The organism is Delftia sp. GW456-R20 (genome assembly GCF_001622915.1).
GTDB lineage: Bacteria > Pseudomonadota > Gammaproteobacteria > Burkholderiales > Burkholderiaceae_C > Comamonas > Comamonas acidovorans.
On the sequence record NZ_LWCN01000005.1, the window covers coordinates 409,107 to 430,208 of the forward strand.

The 21,102-nt window shown below is 66.3% G+C and carries 19 protein-coding genes; 13 read left to right on the forward strand and 6 right to left on the reverse strand.

Annotated features, from left to right (window positions below; all coding sequences use genetic code 11):
• Positions 1-116: 116 nt before the first annotated feature.
• The 6 genes from ugpB to A4F85_RS25860 all read left to right on the forward strand — a co-directional run bounded on the left by ugpB (position 117) and on the right by A4F85_RS25860 (position 7,812).
• Positions 117-1,421, forward strand: coding sequence for a sn-glycerol-3-phosphate ABC transporter substrate-binding protein UgpB (ugpB, locus tag A4F85_RS25835; RefSeq protein WP_013800834.1), 1,305 nt, complete (start codon positions 117-119; stop codon positions 1,419-1,421).
• Between the two features lie 123 nt (positions 1,422-1,544).
• The gene (ugpA, locus tag A4F85_RS25840) at positions 1,545-2,426 is read left to right on the forward strand and encodes a sn-glycerol-3-phosphate ABC transporter permease UgpA (protein WP_012207264.1); all 882 of its coding nucleotides are present in this window, start codon (positions 1,545-1,547) and stop codon (positions 2,424-2,426) included.
• A gap of 2 nt (positions 2,427-2,428) precedes the next feature.
• Positions 2,429-3,277, forward strand: a complete 849-nt coding sequence (ugpE, locus tag A4F85_RS25845; protein WP_012207265.1) for a sn-glycerol-3-phosphate ABC transporter permease UgpE — start codon at positions 2,429-2,431, stop codon at positions 3,275-3,277.
• An 89-nt stretch (positions 3,278-3,366) separates the two neighbouring features.
• A complete protein-coding gene (ugpC, locus tag A4F85_RS25850; protein ID WP_034396898.1) occupies positions 3,367-4,377 on the forward strand; it encodes a sn-glycerol-3-phosphate ABC transporter ATP-binding protein UgpC in 1,011 nt (336 codons plus the stop codon).
• 90 nt (positions 4,378-4,467) lie between these two features.
• A complete protein-coding gene (ugpQ, locus tag A4F85_RS25855) occupies positions 4,468-5,232 on the forward strand; it encodes a glycerophosphodiester phosphodiesterase (protein ID WP_012207267.1) in 765 nt (254 codons plus the stop codon).
• 153 nt (positions 5,233-5,385) lie between these two features.
• Positions 5,386-7,812, forward strand: coding sequence for a DUF3772 domain-containing protein (locus tag A4F85_RS25860; RefSeq protein ID WP_063328599.1), 2,427 nt, complete (start codon positions 5,386-5,388; stop codon positions 7,810-7,812).
• Here the strand turns inward: A4F85_RS25860 and A4F85_RS25865 are convergent.
• Together A4F85_RS25865 and A4F85_RS25870 are read right to left on the reverse strand one after the other, a co-directional pair.
• Entirely contained in the window at positions 7,809-8,714 is a 906-nt protein-coding gene (locus A4F85_RS25865; RefSeq protein WP_063328224.1) for an N-formylglutamate amidohydrolase, read from the reverse strand. The two genes, A4F85_RS25860 and A4F85_RS25865, sit on opposite strands and share 4 nt — an antisense overlap.
• Positions 8,714-9,706, reverse strand: coding sequence for a tripartite tricarboxylate transporter substrate binding protein BugE (locus A4F85_RS25870; protein ID WP_012207270.1), 993 nt, complete (start codon positions 9,704-9,706; stop codon positions 8,714-8,716). Before A4F85_RS25870 ends, A4F85_RS25865 begins: the two co-directional genes overlap by 1 nt.
• A 148-nt stretch (positions 9,707-9,854) precedes the next feature.
• Here A4F85_RS25870 and A4F85_RS25875 point away from each other — a divergent pair, with 148 nt between their 5' ends.
• The gene (locus A4F85_RS25875; RefSeq protein ID WP_063328225.1) at positions 9,855-10,778 is read left to right on the forward strand and encodes a LysR substrate-binding domain-containing protein; all 924 of its coding nucleotides are present in this window, start codon (positions 9,855-9,857) and stop codon (positions 10,776-10,778) included.
• Positions 10,779-10,833: 55 nt separating this feature from the next.
• On the opposite strand, the gene A4F85_RS25880 is transcribed toward A4F85_RS25875, so the two are convergent.
• Entirely contained in the window at positions 10,834-11,109 is a 276-nt protein-coding gene (locus A4F85_RS25880) for a hypothetical protein (RefSeq protein WP_013800828.1), read from the reverse strand.
• Positions 11,110-11,181: 72 nt separating this feature from the next.
• On the opposite strand from A4F85_RS25880, the gene hemA reads away from it, so the two are divergent.
• The 5 genes from hemA (at position 11,182) to A4F85_RS25905 (ending at position 16,643) form a co-directional block, all read left to right on the forward strand.
• The gene (gene hemA, locus A4F85_RS25885; RefSeq protein ID WP_012207273.1) at positions 11,182-12,507 is read left to right on the forward strand and encodes a glutamyl-tRNA reductase; all 1,326 of its coding nucleotides are present in this window, start codon (positions 11,182-11,184) and stop codon (positions 12,505-12,507) included.
• A gap of 172 nt (positions 12,508-12,679) precedes the next feature.
• Positions 12,680-13,762 carry a peptide chain release factor 1 gene (prfA, locus tag A4F85_RS25890; RefSeq protein WP_063328226.1) on the forward strand — a complete coding sequence of 361 codons (1,083 nt, stop codon included), beginning with the start codon at positions 12,680-12,682 and terminating at the stop codon, positions 13,760-13,762.
• Between the two features lie 10 nt (positions 13,763-13,772).
• Positions 13,773-14,642 (forward strand): peptide chain release factor N(5)-glutamine methyltransferase, encoded by an 870-nt coding sequence (gene prmC / locus A4F85_RS25895; protein ID WP_063328227.1) that lies wholly within the window; start codon positions 13,773-13,775, stop codon positions 14,640-14,642.
• Between the two features lie 116 nt (positions 14,643-14,758).
• Positions 14,759-15,082, forward strand: coding sequence for a Grx4 family monothiol glutaredoxin (gene grxD / locus A4F85_RS25900; RefSeq protein ID WP_012207276.1), 324 nt, complete (start codon positions 14,759-14,761; stop codon positions 15,080-15,082).
• 187 nt (positions 15,083-15,269) lie between these two features.
• Entirely contained in the window at positions 15,270-16,643 is a 1,374-nt protein-coding gene (locus A4F85_RS25905; RefSeq protein WP_034396907.1) for a hemolysin family protein, read from the forward strand.
• A gap of 54 nt (positions 16,644-16,697) precedes the next feature.
• Here the strand turns inward: A4F85_RS25905 and A4F85_RS25910 are convergent, their stop codons facing one another.
• On the reverse strand, positions 16,698-17,351 hold the full coding sequence (locus tag A4F85_RS25910) for a lytic transglycosylase domain-containing protein (RefSeq protein WP_063328228.1): 654 nt from the start codon (positions 17,349-17,351) through the stop codon (positions 16,698-16,700).
• Positions 17,348-19,093, reverse strand: coding sequence for a proline--tRNA ligase (locus A4F85_RS25915; RefSeq protein WP_063328229.1), 1,746 nt, complete (start codon positions 19,091-19,093; stop codon positions 17,348-17,350). Before A4F85_RS25915 ends, A4F85_RS25910 begins: the two co-directional genes overlap by 4 nt.
• Before the next feature lie 93 nt (positions 19,094-19,186).
• On the opposite strand from A4F85_RS25915, the gene A4F85_RS25920 reads away from it, so the two are divergent.
• Positions 19,187-19,876 carry an RNA pyrophosphohydrolase gene (locus A4F85_RS25920; RefSeq protein ID WP_012207280.1) on the forward strand — a complete coding sequence of 230 codons (690 nt, stop codon included), beginning with the start codon at positions 19,187-19,189 and terminating at the stop codon, positions 19,874-19,876.
• Positions 19,877-19,942: 66 nt separating this feature from the next.
• Here the strand turns inward: A4F85_RS25920 and proB are convergent, their stop codons facing one another.
• Positions 19,943-21,091, reverse strand: a complete 1,149-nt coding sequence (gene proB / locus A4F85_RS25925) for a glutamate 5-kinase (RefSeq protein ID WP_012207281.1) — start codon at positions 21,089-21,091, stop codon at positions 19,943-19,945.
• Between the last annotated feature and the right edge of the window lie 11 nt (positions 21,092-21,102).

Here is a 21,102-nt window from a genome sequence, read left to right on the forward strand (position 1 = left end):
ACCGGGTTTGGCCTGTAGTGCGGTACGAAGCATCCGAAAACAATGACACAGACATGTCATGCCCCTGCCTTACCGTGGCAGCGGTCTGAAACCGTCACCGAACTAGAGGAGTCCTCATGCAACTGAAGCAACTGGCCATGGCAGCCGCGATCGCGGCCACCACCATCTCGGCACAAGCCCAAACCGAAATCCAGTGGTGGCACTCGATGAGCGCAGCCCTGGGCGACTGGGTGAACGACCTGGCCAAGGAGTACAACGCCAGCCAGACCCAGTACAAGATCGTGCCGACGTACAAGGGCCAGTATGACGAGTCGATGACGGCCGCCATCGCCGCGTTCCGCGCCGGCAACGCGCCTGACATCCTGCAGGTCTTCGAAGTGGGCACGGCCACCATGATGGCCTCCAAGGGCGCCGTGGTGCCCGTCACCAAGATCATGAACGACGGCGGCTTCAAGTTCGACCAGGGCGAGTACATCTCCGCCGTGGCCGGCTACTACACCGCCCCCAACGGCCAGATGATGAGCTACCCGCTCAACAGCTCGACCACCATCTTCTACTACAACAAGGACGCCTTCAAGAAGGCAGGCCTGGACGAGAACAAGCCGCCCAAGACCTGGCCCGAAGTGTTCGCCGCCGCCGAAAAGCTCAAGGCCTCGGGCCACCGCTGCGCACTGACCACGAGCTGGATGAGCTGGACCCAGCTGGAGAGCTTCTCGCTGTGGCACAACACCCTGTACGCGACCAAGAACAACGGCTTTGACGGCACCGATGCCAAGCTGGTGTTCAACTCGCCGCTGCACGTCAAGCACTTCGAGAACCTGGCCAAGGCCGCCAAGGATGGCAGCTTCGTCTACAAGGGCCGCGGCAACGTGCCTGACGCTGCCTTCGCTTCCGGCGAGTGCGCGATGATCACCGGCTCCTCCGGCCTGTATGCCCGCGTGGTCAAGGAAGGCAAGTTCGCCTTCGGCCAGTCGCAACTGCCCTACTACGCCGATGTGAAGGGCGCGCCCCAGAACACGGCCATCGGCGGTGCCTCCCTGTGGGTGATGGCCGGCAAGAGCGCCGAACGCTACAAGGGCGTGGCTGACTTCTTCAACTTCCTGAACAACACCAAGATCCAGTCCGCCAGCCACCAGCGCACCGGCTACCTGCCCGTGACCACCGCTGCGTACAAGCTGACCGAGGCATCGGGCTTCTACGAAAAGCATCCCGGCACCGACACAGCCGTGACGCAGATGATCCGCAAGACCACCGACAAGTCGCGCGGCATCCGCCTGGGCAACTTCGTTCAGATCCGCACCATCATCGATGAGGAAACCGAACAGATCTGGACTGGCAAGAAGACTCCCCAGCAAGCCCTGGACACCGCTGTCACCCGTGGCAACGAGCAACTGGGCCGCTTCGCCCGGGCCAACAAGTAATCCTCCCATGTGATCTGCGGTGTGGCCGCTGCGCAGGCAGCCCGCACCGTGCATCACAGGCCCGCAACCGGCGGCCCCACGGCCATCCGGTTTGCGGGCTGTTTTGTTCTACCGAGTTCCGTCATGGAAAAACGCGTTCTTTTTCGATCCGCCTGGCTGCCGTGGTTGCTGATAGCACCACAGATGGTCATCGTGCTGGTCTTCTTTTTCTGGCCTGCAGGCCAGGCCATCGTGCAGTCGTTCCAGGCGCAGGATACGTTTGGCTTCTCCACCGAATGGGTCGGGTTTGCCAACTTCCAGCACCTGCTGGATGACCCTGCCTACCTGGCCTCGTTCAAGACCACGGCCATCTTTTCCGTGCTGGTGGCGGTGTTCGGCATTGCGCTGTCGCTGATGCTGGCCATCTTTGCGGACCGCGTGATCAAGGGCGCGCTTGCCTACAAGACCGCCTTGCTGCTGCCCTATGCCGTTGCGCCCGCCGTGGCGGGTGTGCTGTGGGTGTTCATGTTCTCGCCGTCCATCGGCGTCGTGGCCTATGCGCTGCGCATGATCGGCTATGACTGGAACCACCTGCTGAACTCCGGCAACGCCATGACGCTGATCGTCATCGCCGCGATCTGGAAGCAGATTTCCTACAACTTCCTGTTCTTCCTTGCGGGCCTGCAGTCCATCCCCAAGTCGCTGATCGAGGCCGCCGCCATCGACGGCGCGGGCCCCATGCGCCGCTTCTGGGACATCCAGTTCCCGCTGCTGTCGCCCACCACGTTCTTCCTGCTGGTGATGAACGTGGTCTACGCCTTCTTCGACACCTTCGGCATCGTGGACGCCACGACCCAGGGCGGTCCGGGACAGGACACCTCCATCCTGGTCTACAAGGTCTATCACGACGGCTTCAAGGCCATGGACATGAGCGGCTCGGCCGCGCAGTCGGTCGTTCTGATGGTGATCGTGGTTGCACTGACCGTGATCCAGTTCCGCTATGTTGAGAAGAAAGTGCAGTACTGATCATGGTTGAACGCAGTCCCCTTCTCTCCTTTTTCTCGCACCTGATCATGGTGCTGGGCGTGATCATCGTCGGCTTTCCGCTGTACCTCGCCTTCGTGGCCTCCACGCACACGCCGCAGGACATCATCCAGGTGCCCATGCCCCTGGTGCCCGGCAGCAACTTCTGGGAAACCTACAAGGCCGCGCTGTTCGGCGGCTCGGGCCCCGGCTCCAGCGCGCCCGTGGCACGCATGATGTGGATCAGCTTCGTCTCGGCCATGGTGATCACCGTGGGCAAGATCGCGATCTCGCTGCTGTCGGCCTTCGCGCTGGTGTACTTCCGCTTCCCGTTCAAGAAGATCTGCTTCTGGCTGATCTTCGTGACCCTGATGCTGCCCGTGGAGGTGCGCATCGGCCCCACCTACGAAGTCGTCTCCACGCTGGGCATGCTCAACAGCTACGCCGGCCTGACGATTCCGCTGATCGCCTCGGCCACGGCCACCTTCCTGTTCCGCCAGTTCTTCCTGACGGTGCCGGACGAGCTGGTGGAGGCCGCCCGCATCGACGGCGCAGGCCCCATGCGCTTCTTCAAGGATGTGCTGGTGCCGCTGTCCAAGACCTCGATCGCGGCGCTGTTCGTGATCCAGTTCATCTACGGCTGGAACCAGTACCTGTGGCCGCTGCTCGTGACCACCTCGGAAGACATGTACCCCGTGGTCATCGGCATCAAGCGCATGGTGGCCAGCGGCGATACCGGCAATGACTGGAACGTGGTGATGGCGACGGCCCTGCTGGCCATGCTGCCGCCCGCCGCCGTGGTGATCCTGATGCAGCGCTGGTTCGTCAAGGGCCTGGTGGACACCGAAAAGTAAACCGCCCGCCGCCGCCCCAACCCACCGTATAGAACCCCGCAGAGCAAGCGCCAGCGCCCTTCGCTCTGCGACTCAACCAGAATCTTCGTATGGCATCCATTTCCTTTCGCAACCTGATCAAGCGCTACGGCCAGGGCCCGTCGGCCAACCAGGTACTGCACGGCGTCAACGCCGAAATCAAGGACGGCGAGTTCGTCGTCATCGTCGGCCCTTCGGGCTGCGGCAAGTCCACCCTGCTGCGCATGGTGGCGGGCCTGGAGGAGATCTCCGACGGCCAGTTGCTGATCGGCGACAAGGTGGTCAACGACGTGGAACCGGCCAAGCGCGACATCGCCATGGTGTTCCAGAACTATGCGCTGTACCCGCATATGTCGAACTACGAGAACATGGCCTACGGCCTGAAGATCGCCAAGGTGCCGCCCGAGGAGATCAAGCGCCGCGTGGACAAGGCCGCCAAGATCCTGGAGCTGTCCCACCTGCTGGACCGCAAGCCGCGCCAGCTGTCGGGCGGCCAGCGCCAGCGCGTGGCCATGGGCCGCGCCATCGTGCGCCAGCCCAAGGTCTTTCTGTTCGACGAGCCGCTGTCCAACCTGGACGCCAAGCTGCGCGGCCAGACCCGCATCGAGATACAGAAGCTGCACGCCGAGCTGGGCATCACCAGCCTGTTCGTGACCCACGACCAGGTCGAGGCCATGACCCTGGCCCAGCGCATGATCGTCATGAACGGCGGCGTGATGGAGCAGTTCGGCACGCCCGAAGAGGTCTACCACACGCCCGCCTCCACCTTCGTGGCCAGCTTCATCGGCTCGCCCCCGATGAACCTGCTCAAGAACGCGCCCGGCGGCACGGCCGGCCGCATCCTGGGCATCCGCCCCGAGCACCTGGTCGTCGTCAGCGAAGGCGGCTGGGAAATCAAGGTGGACACCGTTGAAATGCTGGGTGCCGAGCGCCTGGTCTATGGTTCGCTCAATGGCGAGACGATGACGGTGCGCATCGACGAAGGCGCGCCCTTCCCCAAGTCCGGCGAGACCATGCGCGTGCGTCCTTCCGAAGAGCGTCGCCTGCACTGGTTCGACGCAGAATCCGGAAAGCGGATCTGATCCCCTGAAGGCCGGATCTCCGACCTTTTCCAAGAGAGCCCCAGAGGCTCTCTTTTTCCATCCAAGCTCCCTTCTTTTGACGGACTCGCCATGACCGAGAACCTGAAATCCTGGCCCTACCCCCTGTGGGTGGCCCACCGTGGCGCTGGCAAGCTGGCGCCCGAGAACACCATGGCCGCCTTCCGCCTGGGCGCCGCGCACGGCTATCGCATGTTCGAGTGCGATGCCAAGCTGTCTGCCGACGGCGTGCTGTTCCTGATGCACGACGCCACGCTGGAGCGCACCACCAACGGCCACGGCACGGGTGGCGACCTGTCCATGGGCGAGATCGCCCAGCTGGACGCCGGCAGCTGGCACTCGCGCGCCTTTGCGGGCGAGGCCCTGCCCACGCTGGAAGCCCTGGCGCGCTGGTGCCTGGCCAACCACTTCTTCCTGAACGTGGAGATCAAGCCCACGCCCGGCCAGGAAGAGGCCACGGGCCGCGCCACGGGCGAGCTGATGAACCGCATCTGGCCCAGGGACCGCATCCAGCCGCTGTTCACTTCGTTCAAGACCGATGCGCTCAAGGGCGCACGCGACACGGCACCGCACATTCCGCGGGGCCTGCTGGTGGACAAGCTGGCCGATGCCACGGGCGACGCCGACCTGCGCACCGCGCTGGACCTGGGCTGCGCGGCCATGGTGCTCAACCATGCGCTGTGGGATGCGGCTCTGGTCGCCAAGGTGCATGGCGCGGGCCTGCGCTGCAGCAGCTATACGGTCAACGATGAATGGGCCGCGCAGCGCCTGATCGACCTGGGCACGGACGGCGTCATCACCGACCGTGTCGATATGTTCAGTCCCGCATCGCGCTGAGACGGCTGCCGGCTGGCGGGGTCGGACCTTTGGAAACAACCGTCGCGGCGGCCCGCCGCACAATGTGCGTCCATGACACCGCCCCGCCCGTGCCCTCTCCCGCTGCGCCCTACGTGGGCGCAGGCCTTGCGCCAATGCCTGGCCACCGGCCTGATGGTCCTGGCCATGCTGGTCCTCACTGCGCCCGCTCCGGCCCATGCGCAGGACCGCACGGCAGCGGCGGCCACGGCGGCGCCCGACGGCCGGCCCGCCCTGCCCAGCGTGGACGATCTGCGCAAGCAGCTGGACGCCATTCCCCGCAAGCTGGCCGAGGACGATGACGGCCGCAAGCTGCTGGACGAGGCTGCGGCCATAGGCACGGCGGCCGACCAGGTCGCAGCCCGCCGCACCGAGGAACTGGCCGACATCGATTCGCGCCTGGCCGGCCTGGGCCCCGCGCCCGAAAAAGGCGCCCCTGCCGATGCGCCCGATGTGGCCGAGCAGCGCGCCAGCCTGGCCAGGCAGCGCAGTGCCGTGGATTCCGAACTCAAGCTCGCGCGGCTGGTGTCGGTCGATGCCGACCAGCGCGGCAACGAGCTGATACGCCAGCGCCGCGAACAATTCCAGGCCGCACTGACGGCCCGCACCGACTCACCGCTGGGCCGCCCCTTCTGGCGCAACCTGCGCGCTGCCGCGCCTTTGGACGCGGCGCGCCTGCAGGGCCTGGGGCGCGAGCTGCGCCAGGCCGTCGCCTCTATCATGGCGTCCGATCGCCGGGGCGGCTTCATCGCCAGCCTGGCCGCCGCCTTGCTGATCGCCCTGCTCGGCCCCTGGCTGGCCGAGCGTCTGCTGGTGCGCGCCGCGCCCGCGCGCCTGCCCAGCGGCCGCCTGCGCCGGTCGTTGCGCGCGGCGGCCACCGTGCTGATCAACACGCTGCTGATCGGCCTGGCAGCGCAACTGGCCTGGAGCGTGCTCAAGGCCGGCGATGGCTTCAGCGAATCGCTGGACGCGCTGGCCAAGGCCAGTGTGCAGGTCACGCTGTTCGGCGCCTTCGTGGTGTCGCTGGGCCAGACCCTGCTGTCGCGCAGGCGCAGTTCCTGGCGCCTGCCCGGCGTGTCGGACGAGCTGGCCGAGCGGCTCAGCCCCTATCCCTGGTGGATTGCCGCCGGAGCCGCGCTCAACGGCCTGGTGACCGAAGTCAACGCCATCATCGGCGCCAGCCTGGCCGCCGAGGTCACGGTGCACGCCCTGTCGGCCCTGCTGATTTCGGCCGTGGTCATGCTGGCCCTGCGGCATCTGCGCGCGCCGGCGCCAGTGGCGCAGGAAGACGGCGCCCAGGCAGAGCCTGCGCCGCCCCGGCCCTTGTGGGTGGGCCTGCTCGTGGCCTGTGCGGCGGTGGCCAGCATTGCCACCATTGCGCTGGCCGTGACCGGCTACGTGGCGCTGGCCGGAACGTTGGCGCGCCAGATGGTGTGGACCGGCGTGGTCTTTGCCACCACCTACCTGCTGTTCCAGCTGGGCGACGATCTGTGCGAGGCCCTGCTGTCGTCCAAGGGCAGTTTCGGCACCCGGCTGAACCAGAGCCTGGGCATTGAGGGCCGGCTGCTGGACCAGGCCTCGGTGCTGGTCTCGGGCCTGCTGCGCGTGGCCCTGTTGTTCTACATGGTGATCGCCCTGCTGGCCCCGCTGGGCACGGGGCCGGACGAGGTGTTTCGCCGCGGCAGCACGGTGAACCACAGCCTCAAGGTGGGCGACTTCACCATGGCGCCGCAGGCCCTGTTCACCGCATTTGCCGTGATCGTCACGGGCCTGATCGTGATCCGCGTGATCAAGCGCTGGCTGACGGACCGCTACTTCCCCAACACCTCGCTGGAGCCGGGCATGCGCAGCTCCATCACCACGCTGCTGGGCTATGTGGGCGGCATCTTCGTGGTGGCCGTGGCGCTGGCGGGGCTGGGCATCAGCGTGGAGCGCATTGCCTGGGTGGCCAGCGCGCTGTCGGTGGGCATTGGCTTTGGCCTGCAGGCCATCGTGCAGAACTTCATCTCGGGCCTGATCCTGCTGGCCGAGCGGCCCGTGAAAGTGGGCGACTGGGTGGTACTGGGCGATACCGAGGGCGATGTGCGCCGCGTCAACGTGCGCGCCACCGAGATCCAGCTGGGCGACCGCTCCACAGTCATCGTGCCCAACTCGGAATTCATCACCAAGACCGTGCGCAACATGACGCTGGCCGGCGCGCCCGGGCGCGTGCTGCTGCGCCTGCCCGCGCCGCTGGACACCGATGCCGAACGCATGCGCACCCTGATATTGGAAGCCTTTCGCACGCATGAAGGCATCCTGGACACGCCCGAGCCTCTGGTGCAGCTCGAAGGCATTGCCAACGGCACGCTGACCTTCCTGGCCATCGGCTACGTGGGCAACCCGCGCAATGCGGGCGGGGTGCGCAGCGATGTGCTGTTCAGCATCCTGGCATCGCTCAAGGGCGCGGGCCTGTACCTGTCGCCACCGGCCACCACCTCGGTGGCGGCGCCGGTGGTGGCAGGCATGCCGGGCTCGCCAGGCACGCCGCCCCTGCCCGGCGACCCCGCCAGCCCGGCCTAGCCTCGCCCGGCCATTTCAGCGCGCACATGCGCCGCGACCACGGCCATCAGCTCACGCAGATGGCCGCGCAGCGGCTCGAAGCCCGCGTTGGGCTCGCGCGTGTCCTCGTCCATGTAGACCGGGCGGCGGATCTCGATCTGCAGGCTGTGCCGGCCCAGGTGCGGCTGGCCTATGCGGCCGATCAGCTCCACGCCCTTGTAGGGCTCGTTGTAGGCCACGCTGTAGCCAAAGCCCGCCAGCGTATCGCCCACCAGCTGGATGAACTCGGGCGCGCAGGTCGTGCCGTCGCGGTCGCCCAGCACGAAGTCGGCCAGCGGCGGCGCGTCGGTGCGGCCCAAGCGCTTGTAGACATCGTTGGGCATGGAGTGCAGGTTCAGGTGCCAGACGCCGCCAAAGCGCTGCACGCTGTCATCGATGGCCTGCGCCAGCGCCGCATGGTAGGGACGCCAGTAGCGCGCGATGCGGTGCTCCACCTCGGCCACCGTGCGCGGGCGTTCATACAGCGGCGTGGCCACGCCGTCGCGGCTGATGCGCTGCCAGATCAGGCCCAGGCCCTGGCGGGTCTTGACGCTGGGCGCCAGGGGCACGGGCCACTGGCCGTCGATCTGGGCGGGGTCCAGGTCGGCCTCGCTGCGGTTGGGGTCGATGTAGGTGCGCGGAAAGGTGGCCTCGATCAGCGTTGCGCCATGCGCGGGCCACTGGTCCCAGAGCGCGGCCACATGCGTGTCCTCGCCGCGGCGCAGCAGGGACATGGGCACGGCATGGCCGAAATCCTCTGGATAGGACGTGCCGCTGTGCGGCGAGTCGCAGACGATGGGCAGCACCTCGCCGGTGGCGGGATGCACCACGACCGGGGTGTCCGGCCGGGGGCGCAGGAAATCGGTCTGTGCCATGCGGTCCATCAGTCGAGCTTGATGTTGGCGCGCTTGGCCACGGCCGTGTAGCGCTCGATGGCGGCCTTGATCTGTTTGGCAAATTCCTCGGGCGTGTTGCCCATGGACTCGCCCGAGATGGATTTTTGCTTTTCCAGGTAGTCAGGCATGGCCATGGCCTTGTGCGCAGCCGCATTGAGCTTGTCGATGATGGGGCGCGGCGTGCCGGCAGGTGCGACCAGGCCGAACCAGCCGCCGTCGCCCATCTGCGGGAAGCCCAGCTCGGTGTAGGTGGGCACGTCGGGCAGCACGTCGGCGCGCTTGAAGGCCAGCACGGCCAGCGGGCGCAGCTTGCCATCCTTGATGTGGGGCAGCGTGGAGGGCAGGTTGTCCGTCATGGCATTGACCTGGCCGCCCAGCGCGTCGGTGATGGCCTGGCCCGCGCCCTTGTAGGGGATGTGCAGCAGGTCGATACCGGCCAGGTTCATGAAATTCTCGATGTTGGCGTGGCCCAGGGAGCCTGTGCCCGGCGAGGCAAAGCTGTACTTGCCCGGGTTGGCCTTGGCCAGGGCGATGAACTCCTTCATGGTCTTGGCGGGCACGCTGGCGTTGATCACGAATACGCTGGGCACCGACATCACATTGGTGATGGGCGCGAAGTCCTTGATCGGGTCGTAGGGCAGCTTGCGGAAAATGGCCGGGTTGGAGCCATGCGTGCTCACCGTGGCCATGCCGATGGTGTAGCCATCGGCCGCAGCACGCGCAATTTCGGAGGCGCCAATGGAGCCGCCCGCCCCGCCCCGGTTGTCCACCACCACGGACTTGCCCAGGATCACGCTCATCTTCTCGGCCAGCAGACGCGCCACCATGTCGGTGGAGCCGCCCGCGCCAAACGGCACGACCAGGCGGATCGGCCGGCTGGGATAGTCGGCAGCCGGGCCCTGGGCCCAGGCGACGGGAGCCAAAAGAGCAGTGGCGGCGCAGGCGGCCAGGCTGGACAACAGGGTGCGGCGCATTGCCATGGTGTGTTTCCTCTCGTGATGGATGAAAGAGCGGCCTGCTGCAGGGCAGGGCTTCGCGGAACAGGCGCCGATTCTGGACAGCCGCCGCACGCGCGAAAAGAGACAAGACGGCAAGCAACTATGACAAACCGTCATAATTGCGTCCGTCATGCGCATGCACTCTCCCTCGCTTTCCGAGCTGCACGCCTTTGCGGCGGCGGCGCGCCTGGGCAGCTACTCGCTGGCAGCCCAGGAGCTGTATGTCACCCAGGGCGGCATCAGCCGCGCCATCGCCCGGCTGGAAGAGCACCTGGGCTTTGCCCTCTTCGAGCGCCAGGGCCGGCGCAGCGTGCTGACCGAGGCTGGCCGTGAATATCTGCAGGCCGTCGAGCCTGCCGTCCAGTCCATTGAATCGGCCTCGGCCGCCGCACGCAGGCGCCACTTCGGCCCGCAACTGCGGTTGTCGGTCGTTCCCACGCTGTTCAGCCACTGGCTGATTCCGCGCCTGCCGCGATTCAATGCACTGCATCCGGGCATCGTCCTTTCGTTCGCCCCCTACCGGCGCGATGACCCGCTGTCCGCCGCCGAGATAGACGGCTGGCTGCGCGTGGGCAGCGAGCCCTGGCCCGCCCATGTGGTGGCCGACTATGTGGTGGGCCGCGATCTGGTGCCCATCTGCCATCCGCGCGAATTGCAGGGCCCGCAAGCCATTCGCAGCGCAGCGGATGTGCTTGCGCGCCCCTTGCTGTTTCACACCAACTACCCGGGCAACTGGGCGCGCTGGATGAGCCACCTCGGCCTGCCCGGGCCCTGCCCCGCGCCTGCGGCGGACTTCGAACTGGTGGCTCTGCTGGTCCAGGCCGTGGCCGCAGGCATGGGCGTGGCCCTGGTGCAGCGCTGCCTGGTGGAGGAAGACCTGGCCGCCGGCCGCGTGGCCCTTGCCTTGCCTGCACCCGTCCACATCGAACGCGGCTACTTTCTGTGCCGGCCGGCTGCGCGGATGCCTTCCGAAGCCTTTGTGCAGTTCCGCGCATGGCTGCTGGAGCAGGCCGCACCGGGTGCCGTGCCTCCAGCCGCAGTCTCAGGCCCTTGATCGCCAGGAGAAACGCCCTCTTCCGTTGATCTGCATCAATCTTTGCTGTCAGCCATCAGCGCCAGCCGCGCGAAAGCACCCACTGGCAAAGCGCCATCACGAGGACCAGGGCGGTGTAGGTGGCCATCTTTGCATCGCGCCCGAACCACCACAAACCGGCCAGCAACACCAGCGCACCAACAACCAAATTGATAGCAACCTGCAACCACCAGGCAAGGGATTGCTGCGATTTTCCATAGATCAAAAGCGCGCACAACATCAGGGCCGGCGACAGGAAAAGTGCAGGCGCCAGGAAGTTCAGCCAATGATTCGTACTCGCAATCCATCCCATGTGCGGGCTCCGATTCCAGGGTGTTGTGATCAGGGATGCCTGAAACTGCGCGAAATTTTATAATCCCGGGTTATGGCAGTCTGGGCACTCGGCATCAACCACCACACGGCTCCGCTTGATATGCGGGGACGTTTCGCGTTCGCGCTTGACCAGATCGTGCCCACGCTGCAGGGCCTGCGCGAATCGCTGACCGGCCCCGGCCGCCAGCACAGCGCCGTCGAGACCGCCATTCTCTCCACCTGCAACCGTACCGAGATCTACTGCGCGGCCGAAATGCCGGCCATGGACCATACCCTGCACTGGCTGGCCAACAGCGGCGGTATTTCGTCCGAATTGCTGCGCTCGCACTCCTATCTGCTGGAAGACGGCCATGTGGCGCGCCATGCCTTCCGCGTGGCCAGCGGGCTCGATTCCATGGTGCTGGGCGAGGCCCAGATCCTGGGCCAGATGAAGAATGCCGTGCGCGCCGCAGAGAACGCAGGCGCCCTGGGCAGCACGCTGAACCAGCTGTTCCAGCGCAGCTTCGCGGTGGCCAAGGAAGTGCGCAGCTCCACCGAGATCGGCGCCCACAGCATCAGCATGGCCGCTGCCGCCGTGCGGCTGGCCGGCCAGCTGTTCGAAGACCTGTCCCAGATCCGCGTGCTGTTCGTGGGCGCGGGCGAGATGATCGAGCTGGTCTCCACCCACTTCGCGGCCCGCCACCCCAAGCAGATCATGATCGCCAACCGCACGCTGGAGCGCGGCGAGAAGCTGGCTGCCCAGTTCGGCGCCGGCACCATGCGGCTGGCCGACCTGCCCGACCATCTGCATGAATACGATGCCGTGATCAGCTGCACGGCGTCCAGCCTGCCCATCATCGGCCTGGGCGCCGTGGAAAGCGCGCTCAAGAAGCGCAAGCACCGCCCCATGTTCATGGTCGATCTGGCCGTGCCGCGCGATATCGAATCCGAGGTCAAGGACCTGCGCGACGTCTACCTCTACACCGTGGACGATCTGGCCACCGTGGTGCGCACGGGCCAGGCCCAGCGCCAGGCAGCGGTCGAGCAGGCCGAAGTCATCATCGACCATGGCGTGCAAAGCTTCATGCACTGGCTGGACCAGCGCCGCCCGCAGGCCGGCGTTGTGCCGCTGATCCGCCAGCTCAACACCCAGACCGATGAATGGCGTGCGCTGGAGATTGCGCGCGCCAAGAAGCTGCTGGCCAAGGGCGAAGACATCGACACCGTGCTGGAGGCCCTGTCGCGCGGCCTCACGCAGAAAATGCTGCACGGCACCCTGGCCGAGCTGCACAAGGGCGATGCCGACCAGCGCAGCCAGACCATGGACACGGTCTCGCGCCTGTTCCTGCGCTCGGCCCAAAGCGGCCCGCGCGGCACGGCCCCCGACAAGGCGCTCTAGCGGCGCTCGCCGCCCCTGCGCAGGGCTGCGTGCCAGCGGGCCTGTGGCGCCCCGGCCGCACTTGCGGCCCCTCCCCGCCCCTCCCGGTTTTTAAGGCCCATCCGCCCTTCCAGGCCCCCACGTTTCCCGCCGCAGTGCTGCCCGAGCAGCCCTTCGCACCACCGCCCACACCATGCAAGACTTTCTGCGCCAACAACTGGAGCGCTACGCCCAGCGCCTTGAAGAACTCAACTTCCTGCTCTCGCGCGAAGACATCATGGGCGACATGAAGCAGTACCGCGCCATCTCGCGCGAGCACGCGGACGTCACCGCCATTGCAGGCCGCTATGCGCGCCACCGCCAGCGCGAGGCCGATCTGGCCGCCGCGCGGGACATGCTCTCCGACCCCGACATGGCCGACATGGCGCAGGAGGAAATCGCCAGCGCCGAGGCCGAGCTGGTCCAGCTTGAGGACGAGCTGCAGCGCCTGCTGCTGCCCAAGGACCCCGATGACGCGCGCAACGCCTACCTCGAAATCCGCGCAGGCACGGGCGGCGACGAATCGGCCCTGTTCGCAGGCGACCTGGCCCGCATGTACACGCGCCACTGCGACGCCGTGGGCTGGAAGGTCGAGATCATGAGCGCCAATGAAAGCGAGCTGGGCGGCTACAAGGAAGTGGTGCTGCGCGTGGAAGGCACCGACGTCTATGGCCGCCTGCGCTTCGAATCCGGCGGCCACCGCGTGCAGCGCGTGCCGGCCACCGAGACCCAGGGCCGCATCCACACCAGTGCCTGCACCGTGGCCGTCATGCCCGAGCCGGACGAAACCCAGGCCATCACGCTCAACCCGGCCGACCTGCGCATCGACACCTTCCGCGCCAGCGGCGCCGGCGGCCAGCACATCAACAAGACCGACTCGGCTGTGCGTGTGGTCCACCTGCCCACGGGCATCGTCGCCGAGTGCCAGGACGGCCGCAGCCAGCACAGCAACAAGGCCAAGGCCCTGCAGGTGCTGCAGGCGCGCCTGCAGGAGAAGGAGCGCAGCGAGCGCGAGGCCAAGGAGGCCGCACTGCGCAAGGGCCTGATCGGCAGCGGCGACCGCAGCGACCGCATCCGCACCTACAACTTCCCGCAGGGCCGGCTCACCGACCACCGCATCAACCTCACCATCTACAAACTGCTGGCCGTGATGGAAGGCGACCTGGGCGATGTGCTCGACGCGCTGCAGGCCGCACGCGAGGCCGAACTGCTGGCCGAGCTGCAGGTCAACAACTGAGGCCCGGGCCATGGCCAATCCACCCATCGTCAAAGAAGCGCTGCAGCAGGCCCAGGCCCTGGGGCTTGCGCGCATCGATGCGCAAATGCTGCTGCTGCACGTGCTCGGGCGCCAGTCTGGCGGCCGAGCCTGGCTGCTGACCCATGACGAGGACATGCTGACCGCCCCCCAGGCCGAGGCCTATGCCGCGCTGTGCGCACGCCGCCTTGGCGCGGAGCCCGTTGCCTACCTGCTCGGCCACAAGGAGTTCTACGGGCTCGATCTGGCCGTGGACGCGCGTGTGCTCGACCCACGCCCCGATACCGAGACCCTGGTGGACTGGGCGCTGGAGCTCATGCCCATCCAGACCCAGGCAGGCCCCGCTTGCCGCGTGGTGGACCTGGGCACCGGCAGCGGCGCCATAGCGCTGGCCCTACAAAGCCAGCGCCCCGGCGCCACGGTCTGGGCCGTGGATGCCAGCGCCGACGCACTGGCCGTGGCCAGCGCCAATGCCACGCGCCTGCAACTGGGCGTGCAGTTCGCGCATGGCAGCTGGCTCCAGCCGCTGGCAGGGCAGGCACCGTTTGACCTCATCGTCAGCAACCCGCCCTATATCCGCGACGACGATCCGCATCTGCTGGCCTTGGCGCATGAGCCGCTGTCGGCACTGGCCAGCGGTGCCGATGGCCTGGCCGATATCCGCGCCATCATCGCCCAGGCGCCCGCGCTGCTGGCCCGCGGCGGCTGGCTGCTGATGGAGCATGGCTGGGACCAGGCCGATGCCGTGGCCGCCCTGCTGTGCCATGCCGGCTTTGGCGACGTGCAGCATCGCCACGACCTGGGCGGCATTGCCCGCTGCACGGGCGGGCAATGGCAAGGGCAGGCCAGAGCTCTGACCTGAGCTCTGGCCTGGGCGCAGCAATCCCGCATGCTTTCAAAGTCCGCGCCGAGAGTGAAATAATCCCATCCATGCCGCCGCGCCTGCGGCGCCCACCACGACCCCGGAGCACCACACAGATGAGCGACACCCAGCAACGCATCGACCAACTGGTCAAGAGCAACAACATCCTGCTGTTCATGAAGGGCAGCGCCAGCTTTCCCATGTGCGGGTTCTCTGGCCGCGCCATCCAGATCCTCAAGGCCTGCGGCGTGGAAACCAAGGACATCTCCACCGTCAACGTGCTGGAAGACCAGGAAATCCGCCAGGGCATCAAGGACTACAGCAACTGGCCCACGATTCCCCAGCTCTACGTGCAGGGCGAGTTCATCGGCGGCTCGGACATCATGATGGAGATGTACGAGTCGGGCGAGCTGCAGCAGTTGCTGGCACCCAAGGCCTGAGCCTTCTCGCACCACGCGCCTTCGGCGCAGCATCGAGCCACCTTCGGGTGGCTTTTTTTCGCCTGCGCCGCGCTGCCGGCGGACTCCCCGGGCATGCCTCAGGGCCAGGGGCATGCGATGTGTGGTCGAATGGTCACATCTTTCACATCCGGAAAAGCGCGCCTGCGCCCGCTTCTCCGCCCTGCCTATGAGTCTGTCCCAAAGTCTGCTGTTGATCGTCGCGCTGATATTGACCAGTGCCTTCTTCTCCGTGGCCGAGATCTCGCTGGCCGCCTCGCGGCGCCTGCGACTGCGGCAGATGATGGAGGACGGCGAACCCCGCGCCGAACTGGTCATGAAGATGCAGGCCCAGCCGGGCGAATATTTCACGGTCACGCAGATTGGACTCAATGCCGTCGCCATCCTGGGCGGCGTGGTAGGCGAAGGGGCATTGACCCCCTATCTGGCCGAGCTGCTGATGCTCTGGCTGCCTGACAGCCGTGCGCAGACCGTGGGCTTCCTGCTCTCGTTCGCCAGCGTCACCTCCCTGTTCATCCTGTTTGCCGACCTGCTGCCCAAGCGCCTGAGCATGGCCGAGCCCGAGGCCCTGGCCATTCGGGTGCTGCGCCCCATGCTCTGGTGCATGGCGGTGCTCAAGCCCCTGGTCTGGTGTTTCAACCATCTGGCCGACGCCGTTGCCAAGCTCTTCGGCCTGCCCACGGTGCGCGATGACCGCATCACGCACGAAGACATCCTGGCCATGACCGAAGCTGGCGCGCGAGCCGGCGTGCTGGCCGCGAAGGAGCAGCAGGTGATCGCCAACCTGTTCGAGCTGGACTCGCGCACCATCGGCTCGGCCATGACGCAGCGCGACCGCATCGCCTACTTCCACCGCGACGACCCCGATGAACTGATCCGGGTCCGCATTGCCGAGGAGCCTTTTTCCACCTACCCCGTCTGCGACGGCGACATCGACCACATCGTCGGCTATGTCGATGCCAAGGACCTGTTCCAGCGCGCGCTGAACAACCAGTCCCTGTCGCTCATGGACGATTCGCTGGTCCACAAGGTGCTGGTCGTGCCGGACCGCCTGACGCTGGCCGAGGTACTGGAGCAGTTCCGCCAGGTGCATGAGGACTTTGCCGTCATCGTCAACGAGTACAGCCTGGTGGTCGGCGTGGTCACGCTCAATGACGTGATGAGCACGGTGATGGGCGGCCTCGTCAGCCCCGGCGACGAGGAGCAGATCCTGCGGCGCGACGAGAACTCCTGGCTGATCGATGGCGTCACGCCGGTCGAGGATGTGATGCAGGCCCTGGAGCTCGACGAGTTGCCGCATTCCGAGGACTACGAAACCCTGGGGGGCTTCCTCATGGTCATGCTTCGGCGCATTCCCAGGCGCACGGACACCGTGCAATGGGGCGGCTACCGCTTCGAGGTCATGGACGTGGACAGCTACCGTATCGACCAGGTGCTGGTCACGCGCATGTCCGGCAGCAGCCCGGCCGCGCCGCCCAATGCAGGCGATACGGCCGCCGCCGTGGCCAAGGTGTCCAGCATGTCGCCGGACACGTCGTCCTGAAAACGCAGCAAGGCAGGCCTGCAGGACTGCCGCCAGGCGCCAGCCTGCGCCCCCTCAGGCCGAGCGCGAGGGCTCGATCTCCCAGCGGCGCTGCGCAGCGAACACCGCATTCGGATACTGGGGCTGGCCGCGGCTGCCGTTGTAGCGGCCCAGCGCCATGTAGGCATCGCCGTTTTCACGGTCCAGATAGTGGCGCAGGATGACGCAGCCAAAGCGCAGATTGGTCTGCATGTGGAACAGCTTGCCGATGTCGCCATCGCCGATCAGCCGCATCCAGAACGGCATGATCTGCATATAGCCGCGCGCGCCCACGCTGGAGATGGCGAACTTGCGGAACGCGCTCTCCACCTGCACCAGCCCCATTACCAGCGAGACTTCCAGGCCGGCGCGCTTGGCCTCGTACCAGACGGTTTGCAGGAACTCCAGCCGAGTCGCCAGTTCCGGCTTGCGCGAGCGCAGGCGCTCGCTGCTGGCCGTGAGCCAGCGCAGGTAGTCCATGCGGGCCTCGGTGGAGGCAAAGCGCAGCTCGGGCGGCGCCGATCCCGTGACGGCCGAACTCAGCGCGGTGCGCACCGAATCGGCCAGCGGCTCTTCCAGCTGGCCACCGGCCCAGGCGGGCGCGGCCAGCCCGCCGAGCAGCGGTGCTGCGCCCAGCGAAGCCGCCAGGCGCAGGCAATCGCGGCGCGCTATCACGGGGGCCTGGCTCACAGACCCAGCCTCTGCTTGAGATGGCCCAGCACATCGGCAGCGGCCATCTTGGTCGCTTCCGTGTCGCGGCGATGCTGGTACTCGACCTGGCCTTCCTTCAGGCCCCGGTCGGACAGCACCACGCGGTGCGGCACGCCAATCAGTTCCCAATCGGCAAACATGGCGCCCGGGCGTTCGCCGCGGTCGTCCAGGATCACGTCCACGCCCAGTGCCAGCAACTCGGCATGCAGCTTCTCGGCGGCTTCCTTCACGGGCTCGCTGCGGTCCATGCCGATGGGGCAGACCACCACGGTGAAGGGCGCAATCGCGTCGGGCCAGATGATGCCGCGCTCATCATGGTTCTGCTCGATGGCGGCAGCCGGCAGGCGCGTCACGCCAATGCCGTAGCAGCCCATTTCAAACAGCGAGGGCTTGCCGTTCTCGGCCAGGAAGGTGGCGTTCATGGCCTGGGAGTACTTGGTGCCCAGGTAGAACACATGGCCGACTTCAATTCCGCGCTCAATGGCCAGCTCGCCTGCGCCATCGGGGGACTTGTCGCCGGCCACCACATTGCGCAGGTCGGCCACGGCATCAGGCTCGGGCAGGTCACGGCCGAAGTTCACGCCGGTGATGTGGAAGTCGGCCTCGTTCGCGCCGCAGACCCAGTCGGCCATCACGGCCACCTCGCGGTCCACGACCAGCTTCACGGGCTTCTTCAGGCCGATGGGCCCCAGGTAGCCGGGCTGGCAGCCGAAGTGATCCTCGATCTCGGCCACAGTGGCAAAGCGGAAGCCCACGTCCAGGCCAGGCACCTTGGCCACCTTGATCTCGTTCATCTCATGGTCGCCGCGCAGCAGCAGCAGCCAGACCTGGCTTCCCGCCACATCGCCCTTGTCGTCGAGCTTGTCGGTGGCCAGCACCAGGGACTTCACCGTCTGCGACAGCGGCAGGCCCAGTTGGGCAGCCACGGATTCGCAGGTGCTGTTGCCCGGCGTTGCCACACGGGCCATGGCCTGGGCTGCAGCGGGACGGGGGCCTGCAGGCGCCAGGGCCTCGGCCTTCTCGATATTGGCGGCGTAGTCGCTGCTGGGGCAGTAGACGATGGCGTCTTCGCCCGTGGAGGCGATCACCTGGAATTCCTCGCTCAGATCACCGCCGATGGCGCCGCTGTCGGCACGCACGGCACGGTACTGCAGGCCGAAGCGATCGAAGATGCGCTTGTAGGCCGCGCGCATGGTCTGGTAGCTGATCTGGGCGGTGTCGCGGTCCTTGTCGAAGGAATAGGCGTCCTTCATGATGAACTCGCGGCCACGCATCAGGCCAAAGCGCGGGCGGCGCTCATCGCGGAACTTGGTCTGGATCTGGTAGAAATTCTTGGGCAGCTGCTTGTAGCTCTTGAGCTCCTGGCGCGCAATGTCCGTCACCACCTCTTCGCTGGTGGGCTGGATCACGAAGTCACGGCCATGGCGGTCCTTGATGCGCAGCAGCTCGGGGCCCATCTTCTCGAAGCGGCCGGTCTCCTCCCACATCTCGGCAGGCTGGACCACGGGCATGGTCACCTCCACGGCACCGGCACGATTCATTTCCTCGCGCACGATGGCCTCGACCTTGCGGATCACGCGCAGTCCCATGGGCATGTAGTTATAGATGCCTGCGCCCAGCTTCTTGATCAGGCCGGCCCGCGTCATGAGCTTGTGGCTGACCACTTCGGCATCGGCCGGAGCTTCCTTGAGGGTGGAGATGAAAAATTGGGAGGCTTTCATGGATCAGGGGCTTCGCGGGAATCGGGGCAGCGTGCTTGCCGCTGGCAAGGCACCGTGCATAATGGACACAATTCAGAAAATTGGGGTTCGATTATGCTTGACCGGGACGGATTTCGCCCGAACGTCGGCATCATCCTGCTCAACCAAAAGAACCAGGTGTTCTGGGGCAAGCGCATCCGCACCCACAGCTGGCAGTTTCCACAGGGCGGCATTGACCGGGGGGAGACACCCGAACAGGCCATGTTCCGGGAACTGCATGAGGAAGTGGGGTTGATGCCCAACCACGTTCGCGTGGTCGCCCGCACCCGGGACTGGTTGCGCTACGAGGTGCCAGACCGGTACATCCGCCGCGATGCGCGCGGACACTACAAAGGCCAGAAGCAGATCTGGTATTTGCTGCAACTCATGGGTCACGACTGGGATTTGAACCTGCGTGCCACCGACCACCCCGAATTCGACGCCTGGCGCTGGAATGACTACTGGGTGCCACTGGATGTGGTGGTGGAGTTCAAACGCGGCGTCTACGAGATGGCCCTGACCGAGCTGGCACGCTTTCTGCCACGGGGCGAGCAACAGCGCAACCGCTATCTTCGCAGCGGCATGCGCCCCAGGGAAGCCCATGAAACAGGCCCCGAAACCTATGGCGCCCCAGGCTTGCATCCGGCACGCTCAGGCAGCTTTCGCGTCAATCCCGGCATGGAGTTGCCGCCTGGTGCCTGCTTCGACCCTGATCCACAGTCAGGGCAGCAGCAGGTCTTGCACCCCGATCCAGGCAAGGCCTGAAGCCAAAGGCTCCATGCAAAAGCGCACCCGAGGGTGCGCTTTTTCTTTGCCCCGATTGTGCAGACATCAGTGCCCGGCAATCACCATGTTGTCGCGGTGCACCATCTCCGGGCCTGCGGAATAGCCCAGCAGGCGCTCGATCTCCACCGAGCTCTTACGACAAAGCAGGCGCGCCTCGGCACTTGCATAGTTGGCCAGACCACGCGCCACCTCGATGCCCAGCGCATCGCGCACGGCAATCACATCGCCGCGGGCGAATTCGCCATCCACATTCACCATGCCGATGGGCAGCAGGCTCTTGCCTTCGTCGCGCAGCTTGGCCACGGCACCGGCATCCACGGACACGGAACCGCGCAGTTGCAGATGGTCGGCAATCCACTGCTTGCGCGCCTGGTTCTTGTGGGTCTGCGCCACGAGCAGCGTGCCAATGGACTCGCCCGCAGCCAGACGCACCAGCACGTCCTGTTCACGGCCCCAGGCGATGACGGTTGAAGCACCCGACCCCGCCGCACGCTTGGCCGCAAGGATCTTGGTGATCATCCCACCCTTGCCGATGGACGAGCCCGCGCCGCCCGCCATCTCCTCCAGTGCAGGATCGCCGGCATTTGCCACGTCGATGAAACGCGCATCGGGATTGCTGCGCGGATCGGCGCTGTAAAGGCCTCGCTGATCGGTCAGGATGACCAAGGCATCGGCTTCGATCAGATTGGCCACCAAAGCACCCAGGGTGTCGTTGTCGCCGAACTTGATCTCATCGTTGACCACGGTGTCGTTCTCGTTGATCACCGGCACGATGCCCAGCTCCAGCAGCGTCAGCAAGGTGTTGCGCGCATTCAGATAGCGCTCGCGGTCCGCCAGGTCGGCATGCGTGAGCAGCACCTGGGCACTGCCCATGCCCTGCTCGCGCAGCTTGGACTCGTACATCTGTATCAGCCCCATCTGGCCCACGGCTGCAGCGGCCTGCAGCTCATGGATCTCCTTGGGCCGCGCGGCCCAGCCAAGGCGCTTCATGCCTTCAGCCACCGCGCCGCTGGAGACCATGATCACCTCGCGCCGCTGACCGCCATGGCTCTCATCCCCGCGCACCAGGGCCGCCAGCTGGCGGCTCCATTCCTGGATGGCGGCTTCATCAAGACCGCGACCTTCATTGGTCACCAGGCTGGAGCCGACCTTGACCACGATGCGATGGGCATCACGCAACAAGTTGGAAGACATGGATGGATAGT

What these genes read in the sequence shown, in the direction of transcription:
- A4F85_RS25905 (WP_034396907.1), top strand. Translation starts at nt 15,270, where the DNA reads ATGAGTCTGTCCCAAAGTCTGCTGTTGATCGTCGCGCTGATATTGACC.
- proB (WP_012207281.1), bottom strand. Translation starts at nt 21,091, where the DNA reads ATGTCTTCCAACTTGTTGCGTGATGCCCATCGCATCGTGGTCAAGGTC.
- ugpA (WP_012207264.1), top strand. Translation starts at nt 1,545, where the DNA reads ATGGAAAAACGCGTTCTTTTTCGATCCGCCTGGCTGCCGTGGTTGCTG.
- A4F85_RS25920 (WP_012207280.1), top strand. Translation starts at nt 19,187, where the DNA reads ATGCTTGACCGGGACGGATTTCGCCCGAACGTCGGCATCATCCTGCTC.
- ugpQ (WP_012207267.1), top strand. Translation starts at nt 4,468, where the DNA reads ATGACCGAGAACCTGAAATCCTGGCCCTACCCCCTGTGGGTGGCCCAC.
- hemA (WP_012207273.1), top strand. Translation starts at nt 11,182, where the DNA reads ATGGCAGTCTGGGCACTCGGCATCAACCACCACACGGCTCCGCTTGAT.
- A4F85_RS25915 (WP_063328229.1), bottom strand. Translation starts at nt 19,093, where the DNA reads ATGAAAGCCTCCCAATTTTTCATCTCCACCCTCAAGGAAGCTCCGGCC.
- A4F85_RS25870 (WP_012207270.1), bottom strand. Translation starts at nt 9,706, where the DNA reads ATGGCAATGCGCCGCACCCTGTTGTCCAGCCTGGCCGCCTGCGCCGCC.
- prmC (WP_063328227.1), top strand. Translation starts at nt 13,773, where the DNA reads ATGGCCAATCCACCCATCGTCAAAGAAGCGCTGCAGCAGGCCCAGGCC.
- ugpB (WP_013800834.1), top strand. Translation starts at nt 117, where the DNA reads ATGCAACTGAAGCAACTGGCCATGGCAGCCGCGATCGCGGCCACCACC.
- grxD (WP_012207276.1), top strand. Translation starts at nt 14,759, where the DNA reads ATGAGCGACACCCAGCAACGCATCGACCAACTGGTCAAGAGCAACAAC.
- A4F85_RS25875 (WP_063328225.1), top strand. Translation starts at nt 9,855, where the DNA reads ATGCGCATGCACTCTCCCTCGCTTTCCGAGCTGCACGCCTTTGCGGCG.
- A4F85_RS25880 (WP_013800828.1), bottom strand. Translation starts at nt 11,109, where the DNA reads ATGGGATGGATTGCGAGTACGAATCATTGGCTGAACTTCCTGGCGCCT.
- prfA (WP_063328226.1), top strand. Translation starts at nt 12,680, where the DNA reads ATGCAAGACTTTCTGCGCCAACAACTGGAGCGCTACGCCCAGCGCCTT.
- A4F85_RS25860 (WP_063328599.1), top strand. Translation starts at nt 5,386, where the DNA reads ATGGTCCTGGCCATGCTGGTCCTCACTGCGCCCGCTCCGGCCCATGCG.
- A4F85_RS25865 (WP_063328224.1), bottom strand. Translation starts at nt 8,714, where the DNA reads ATGGACCGCATGGCACAGACCGATTTCCTGCGCCCCCGGCCGGACACC.
- ugpE (WP_012207265.1), top strand. Translation starts at nt 2,429, where the DNA reads ATGGTTGAACGCAGTCCCCTTCTCTCCTTTTTCTCGCACCTGATCATG.
- ugpC (WP_034396898.1), top strand. Translation starts at nt 3,367, where the DNA reads ATGGCATCCATTTCCTTTCGCAACCTGATCAAGCGCTACGGCCAGGGC.